Source organism: Armatimonadota bacterium, assembly GCA_020354555.1.
Lineage (GTDB): Bacteria > Armatimonadota > Hebobacteria.
Genome location: CP070648.1, coordinates 3,584,330 through 3,590,854, shown reverse-complemented (window position 1 = coordinate 3,590,854; position 6,525 = coordinate 3,584,330). Strand labels below are relative to the sequence as shown.

The window sequence follows — 6,525 nt, the reverse complement described above, 5'->3', positions numbered from 1 at the left end:
GAGGTACGGACATGCCGAGTCAATCGCTCCTGCTTCAATCCCTGTGCGCTGCGATAGGGTGCATGCTCATGGCCACCTGCGTGCACGGCGCGACATATTTCGTCGCTCCGTCCGGTGCAGACGCCAACCCGGGCACGCTCGAAAAGCCGTTTCGGACCATCCAACGCGCGGCCGATGTGATGAAGCCGGGCGACACGTGCTTCGCGCGCGCAGGCGTGTATCGCGAGACGGTGAGGCCTGCAACATCGGGCGAGCAGGGGAAGCCGATCACCTTTGCCGCATACGAGGATGAGGAAGTCGTCATCTCCGGCGCGGATCCGATTACCGGCTGGCGGCCGGCCGACGGGCGCATCTACAGGGCGGCGACCGATTGGACGTTCAACCAGCTCTTTGTTGACGGGCAGATGATGAACCTGGCGCGCTGGCCAGATGCGCCGCTCGATCCGATGCGGCCAACGTGGGCCGTCGCGGCCGAGGGCAGCGCACCGAATCTCATCATTGACCCTCACCTGCCGACGCGCGATCTAGGAGGGGCGACCATTCACATCCTGCCGGGCGCGCACTGGGTGTCGTGGACGCGCCCGGTACTCGAGTATGACCCGAGCGCTCATGCCCTGAAGTTCGAAAGCTCGTGGGGCCAGGATTGGGCGTACGTCGTCAAAGACGGCTCGCGCTACTACCTCATGGGAGCGCACGCGCTGCTGGATGCCCCTGGAGAGTGGTACGTCGACGAGCAGCGCCAAACGGTGAGCCTCTGGGCGCCGGAGGGCGACGATCCGGCGCGTCATCGCGTCGAGGCGAAGCGACGCGATCTCGCCTTCGACCTCAGCGAGCGTCAGTACATCCACGTCAAGGGGTTCCGCATTTTCGCGAGCACGATCAGCATGGCGGGTGCCGGTCACTGCGTCGCGCGCAACTGCCACGTGCGCTATGCGTCTCATTTCATGGATTGCGGGGGCTGGGGCACCGGGGCGTCAACCGGCGTGCTCATCAGCGGCGATCACAATCAGTTCCGCGACAGCTCAGTCGTGTACAGCGCCGGGAATGGCGTCACATTAGAGGGGGAGCGAAACGTCGTACGTAACTGCCTGATTCGCGGATGCGATTACATGGCGGGGGACTGCGGCGCAATCTGGGCCGGCGGAACGCGCAATGCGATCGTTCGCAATACGCTGTGCGAGACCGGGCGCACGGTGCTGGTGCACCGCACGTTGAAGACCGGCGTCATCGCGTACAACGACATGTATCACGCGGGGCTCATGACGAGCGATCTTGGTATCACGTACTGCTACGACACCGACGGTGCGGGCACCGTCATCGCGTACAATCGCGTCCATCACAACCGTGCGGAGAGCTGCGGCGTCGGCATCTATATTGACAACGGCTCGTCGAACTTCATCATCCACCACAACGTGTCGTGGGGGAATCAGGACAGCGGCATTCGCCTCAACACGCCGTCGCACCACAACTTGGTGTACTACAATACCATCCACGACAATGCCAACAGCCTGGGCTACTGGGGGCCGAACGACAACAGGGATCAGGCCGGTTGTCGCGCCGTCAACAACATCTGCACGAACGATGTCATCACGGGCGACGGCATCGAGATCAATCACAACTTCGCGGGCAAAGAGCCGGGTTTCGTTGGCGCGAGTGAGGCCGATTTTCGGTTGCGTGAGGATTCACCGTGCGTGGACGCGGGCGTGGTCATCCCCGGCATCACTTCCCGGTGTGTTGGTGCCGCGCCGGACCTCGGGGCGTACGAACTCGGCCTCAGGCCCTGGACCGCCGGGCACAATTGGGGCGAGCCGCCGGTGTTCTGACGGCAAGGCCGACAGGATGGGAGAGCGGCCGCGGTGAATGAGTCGTCAATGCTCACAGCGGCTCCTATGCCTGTCATGACCGAGGATCGCGGCGCCTGGTGGCCGTTCCCGTCATCGGCCTGCCGGTGATGCCGTTGGTGTGCGAGGAGCCAAGGAGCTCAGGCAGATGCGCTGCGCCAAGCTCGTGCCTGTTGTGATCCTCGCGATCTCCTCCTGCTTCGTGACGGCTGCGCGCGGAGGTGACGAAGCGCAGGTCTTTCCTGAAGTACATGACATCCTCCTGCGGACAATCCAGTCCCGCGAGGCGGCAGCAGCCGATGCGCCGGCATCGGTGAAGCCCTGGCCACTGCGCCACTGGGCGAGTACGCCCGTGCCACGTCCCGCGTGGGAAGAGGATTTGCTGCTGCTACTCCAATGTGCGGCTGATTCTCGGATGGATCAGTCGGTTCAGGCACTGTATCGAGCCGCCCTGTTCGAGGAGATGAACAGCCCTGACCCGCTCGTCCGTGGGTTGGCCTGCCAGGTCGCCGGGGGCATCCCTGACCCGCGCGCGATAGCGCAGCTCGGCGCGCTGATTGATGACGGCTCTCCTTCAGTCGCGGCGCTACTTTGCGATATGACTCAGTTCGGCCCTGTTCGTCGGTCCTGGACAAGGCCGACAATGGGCCAGATCGCGCGCACCTCCCTGTATTCGCTGACCGGGATGCTGTTTGCCACGGCAGGAGACTTCGCGGCCTGGTGGACGGCCAGCGCCGACTGCGACAAGCAGGTCTGGTATTGGTGCGCAAAATGGGCTCGCGAGTGTGAGCCGAAGTGGCAAGTGACGGAACACGAGGTGAGACCCGTGCGTCGGCCGAACTCGGACGCAACAGGCGCCGATGTCGAGGCGGACATCACCGCACTCGCTCGGCTTCCGGGTGATACCGGGCTCAAGATACTGCTCCTGCGCAACAATCCGCGTGCGCGGCAAGCGGAGGCCGCACTCGCGATTGGAGGGGACGCTCATGACTACGCAAGGCGCATGTACGTTGATGCGGGTCGCGGCGCGGAAAGCGGACCGGATACGGCCGCGACGGCTGCGTACGTTGAGCGGAACAACTTGCAGCCTCGGCTGATCGAACTTCTCTTCCGGACGAACGTCTGGCGCGAGATCGAGTCAGGCGGCTACGCGGACCTCGTTCGTGAAATCGTGCGCGTCGGCGAGAGAGTCTTTGGGACGGGTGATGAGCCTGCCATCGCTGAGGCCGCACGCCTGGAGGCGGGTAACCCGGTGGTCGCGGAGCGACTGGCACTCCTCAGGTCGCGAATTGCTCCGGACCAGGCGTTAGTGATTCTGACGACTGCTCTCCGCGATCACCCGGGAATGACGGAACTGGCGCGGGAGCTGGTCACGAGCTTCGGCATAACTGACCAAGGCGTGGTGGAAGCCGCATTCGCTGCCGCTTCCGATGATGGCCGGACTATGCTCGCCAGCGCTGTGAAGTCTGCGGCGCAGGCACAGCAGCCGGTGTCCGCCGAGTTCTTGAGCGCTGCGGCCGACATGCTTGCGGAGCCGGCCGCGCCCGGTTATGCATCAGCACGCGCTCTGGCGTACCTCGCGGCGGCGGCGAACCTCGTATCTCAGGCAGAGATCATCGCAGCGGACGATATCGAGGCGCTGTCTCCTCGAACGACCAAGGGTCCTTTGACTCCGGAGATGGAACGCCACAACAGCCGCATTGCGGATGTATTCCGAAGAGTCAAAGGCGACCTGATAGCTGGACTGAGGCGGTAGCCGGACTCGCGATGACGGGCCGAGCCGCTGGCGTTCTGAGTAGACATCCCGGAGCAGAGGGATCTGCCTCATGTGGACTAGGAAGTGTGGGGTGATGGGTGGCACTGTGGAGATGTGCAGGCTCATGAGCGGCGACGAGAAGACGGCGTGCGACATCGTCAAGATGTTCAAGTCTCGCGAAGTGGAAATGGGCCATATGGCTGCGTTTCTCGCGGAAGAGCGGAACTACTTGATCGCTGCCCACCTGGACCAGCAGCCTGTCGGGTTTGCCCTCGCCTATGAGCTGCCGCGAGTGGACGGACCAAAGCCGATGATGCTCTTCTACGAGATTGAGGTAGCCGAAGCTCACCGCAGGCGAGGCATCGGGAAAGCGCTGGTCGAGCACCTCAAGCGAATTTGCGAAGAACGCGGCTGCGCGAAGATGTTCGTGGTGACGAGCGAGTCTAACGTTGCGGCTATGGCTTTGTACGTCTCGACGGGTGGGAAGAGGCCGTCCATCGACGAGGCGATGTTCGAATACGGTCCGCCGTGGGCGTGACCGGGATTCCTTTGCAGGTGGCGATCACGTGCTCCGGCCGCGATCCCGTGGGCGGACGTCCCGCCATAGTCATATGGTACGGGAAGCACGCCGGAGGCGCGTGAACCTTCGCGCTTGCCGCAGCGTCGCAACCGAGACGGTCGCGCCGCCGTGATGGCGGACGCCCCGCCGTCTACCTGGGCGCCGAGCCTTTAACCATCGCGCCCTTTCGCCCGGTCTTCGCCTGCCCTCAGCACAGTCGAAGGGAGCCCGCGTGCGCAGCATCACGCCGCCCCGACCATCCGGCTAGCGATCAAGTCTCTTCAGCAATTCCCGCCGCCGCGTGCGAATCCACGGCTCGTCTTTCGGGAAGTCGGCGTAGTCCCTGATCTCCGACAGCATGGGATCCTCCGGCTCGACGCCAGCGCTCTGGAGCAGGGCGTAATCCCGCAAGCTCTCCGCGAACACCTCCCAGCGGATGGAATCAACCGGGCCGGAATCCCCGGGATAGACGATGAACGGGTCACCCGGCGGCCACCCGGGCCAGTTGAGCGCGTCATTGATCCGATACGGATCAATCAACTCCGTGGTCTGTGACTTGTACCAGTAGTTGTAGCCCCAGTGGAGGAAGCCGCGCGCGCGGTTCCGATAGAACAGCCATCCGGCCATGCTTATCTTCGATAGAGGCGTGTCGAGCAGGCGGTTCAGGTATGCCCCGCGCGGCCCGCAGCAGAAGTACGCCCACGCGGGAAAGCCCCCTTCCGCGAACTGCGGCGCCACGCTGATGCTCGGGATGGGCACGTCAACGAGCTTCTCGCGCGCGAACTCGATCTCCGACAGCGCGTCCATCACCCGCATCCACGGCGCAAGCTCGCGCAGCATTTCGCGGCACCCGCGGTAGTTGGCGCGGGCTTCCTCGCCGTGCGGCTCGTCGGACACGTGGAAGAAGCTCACGTCCAGCAGATCGCGCTCGGCCAGGAAGCGATGCAGTTCCGGCAGGTATTGCGAGAGGAACTCGCGGTAGGTCGCTGACGTGTTCGCGGTTTCGGCCGGCCACAGGAGCGCGCCTTCCTCTCCGTGGCCTTCGTAGATCCGGATGGCGCGCGCCGCGCCCCACTGCGTGAAGAGGTGATTCCATTCGAAGTGCGAGACGCCGTGCTCACGAGCGCAGTCCACCCAGCGTTCCACGAGAGTCCAGTCAAAGACGTATCGCCCGCCGTCGCGGCGCACGCCGAGCAATTGCGTGGGTTTCTTCACGCCGTCCGTCGGCGGGGTGAACACCGGCACGAGGATCGTGTCCTGGCCGTGGGCCGCGATGTCCTCGACGTAGGCGTCGAGGATGGGCCAGAATGATTCCTCCCACAACTCGGTTCGGTACCAATCGCACAGAGCGTCGGCGTAGAACCATTGGGTCACCGGGAAATCACGGCGTGGGTGCACAGTCCCCCGATGAACCACCACGACTGCGATCAGAGCCACGGCTTCGCCGCCTTCCGGCGACAGAGCCACCGTGACCGGATACCGCCCGGGCGGTGCATGAGATGGAACGTCCACGTTGACCCAAAACGCGTTCGTCTCGTAGCTGCCGGCGTGGGCTTCAGCCTCGGGGAACAAGGGATCCGGCGCGAGGCCGGGCAGGTGTCCTATGCCCTCCAACTCCGGCGCGGGCGTGGCCGTGGAGAAATGCAGCACCGGCACGTATCCCACACGGCGGACGCGCAACAGAAAACCATCGCGGCACGTCGCCGAGGCGGACACTTTCGCCGGACTGCCTTCCGTGCGGAACGCCGCCTGGAATGACAGACTCTCGCCGCGCGCCGCGTGCAGAGTCAGCGTCTGCCGTCTCTTCGCGCGCGACGCGGGGTAATGCCGAACCAGCGAGCTCGAAAGCCAGGCCTGCATAGGATGCCCTCCGATGGACGTGCTCAGACCGCGGCGCTCCAGGCCGTCGCGGCGCCGGGTGCGCGGATTGCAGCCCGCGCCCGATTCGCAGCGCAGTCCGGGACTGTTCACCGCGGCAACGAGTCGACCTCCGGCCTTTGCGCCGCGCCCGGGCCGTCACGCCCCTCCGATCCTCGCCAGCGCGCGATCCCAGCCCTGATTGCTCTGCTCGCGATAGACGTCCGCGGGGACGAGAGGCTTGTCCAGCTCGACCCGGGTAGCGTCCGAGAGCCTGCCGTGTTCGACGACTTCGCGCCCGGCGCGTCTGAGCAACTGCTTGTATTCCCCGAGAAGCGGCTCGACAATCGGCATCTTAATCTCGAACAGCGGTCCGGCTGCGCGATAGATTTCCGCTATGACTTCGGAATGCATGTTGCGCGCGAGTCGCGCGAAAAGCAGACTGAGCACCTGGAAATGCGTCTGCTCGGGGTAGCCACAGTTAGAGATCACTGCCAACTTCGGATACTTCT

The 6,525-nt window shown here is 64.4% G+C and carries 5 protein-coding genes; 3 read left to right on the top strand and 2 right to left on the bottom strand.

Translation table 11 applies throughout. The features are described 5' to 3' along the window. The 3 genes from JSV65_14685 to JSV65_14675 all read left to right on the top strand — a co-directional run. Positions 1-1,823: right-handed parallel beta-helix repeat-containing protein (locus JSV65_14685; protein UCH33795.1), on the top strand; the 1,823-nt coding region annotated here is incomplete at its 5' end. Positions 1,824-2,256: 433 nt separating this feature from the next. Further along, positions 2,257-3,597, top strand: a complete 1,341-nt coding sequence (locus JSV65_14680) for a hypothetical protein (GenBank protein ID UCH33794.1) — start codon at positions 2,257-2,259, stop codon at positions 3,595-3,597. Between the two features lie 91 nt (positions 3,598-3,688). Next, positions 3,689-4,135: a GNAT family N-acetyltransferase gene (locus JSV65_14675; GenBank protein ID UCH33793.1), complete on the top strand. Its 447-nt coding sequence runs from the start codon at positions 3,689-3,691 to the stop codon at positions 4,133-4,135. Between the two features lie 285 nt (positions 4,136-4,420). On the opposite strand, the gene JSV65_14670 is transcribed toward JSV65_14675, so the two are convergent. Then, on the bottom strand, positions 4,421-6,016 hold the full coding sequence (locus tag JSV65_14670; GenBank protein ID UCH33792.1) for a DUF4091 domain-containing protein: 1,596 nt from the start codon (positions 6,014-6,016) through the stop codon (positions 4,421-4,423). 156 nt (positions 6,017-6,172) lie between these two features. Further along, positions 6,173-6,525, bottom strand: a 353-nt coding sequence (locus tag JSV65_14665) for a flavodoxin family protein (GenBank protein UCH33791.1), incomplete at its 5' end; no start/stop codon positions are given.

What these genes read in the sequence shown, in the direction of transcription:
- JSV65_14680 (UCH33794.1), top strand. Translation starts at nt 2,257, where the DNA reads ATGGATCAGTCGGTTCAGGCACTGTATCGAGCCGCCCTGTTCGAGGAG.
- JSV65_14670 (UCH33792.1), bottom strand. Translation starts at nt 6,016, where the DNA reads ATGCAGGCCTGGCTTTCGAGCTCGCTGGTTCGGCATTACCCCGCGTCG.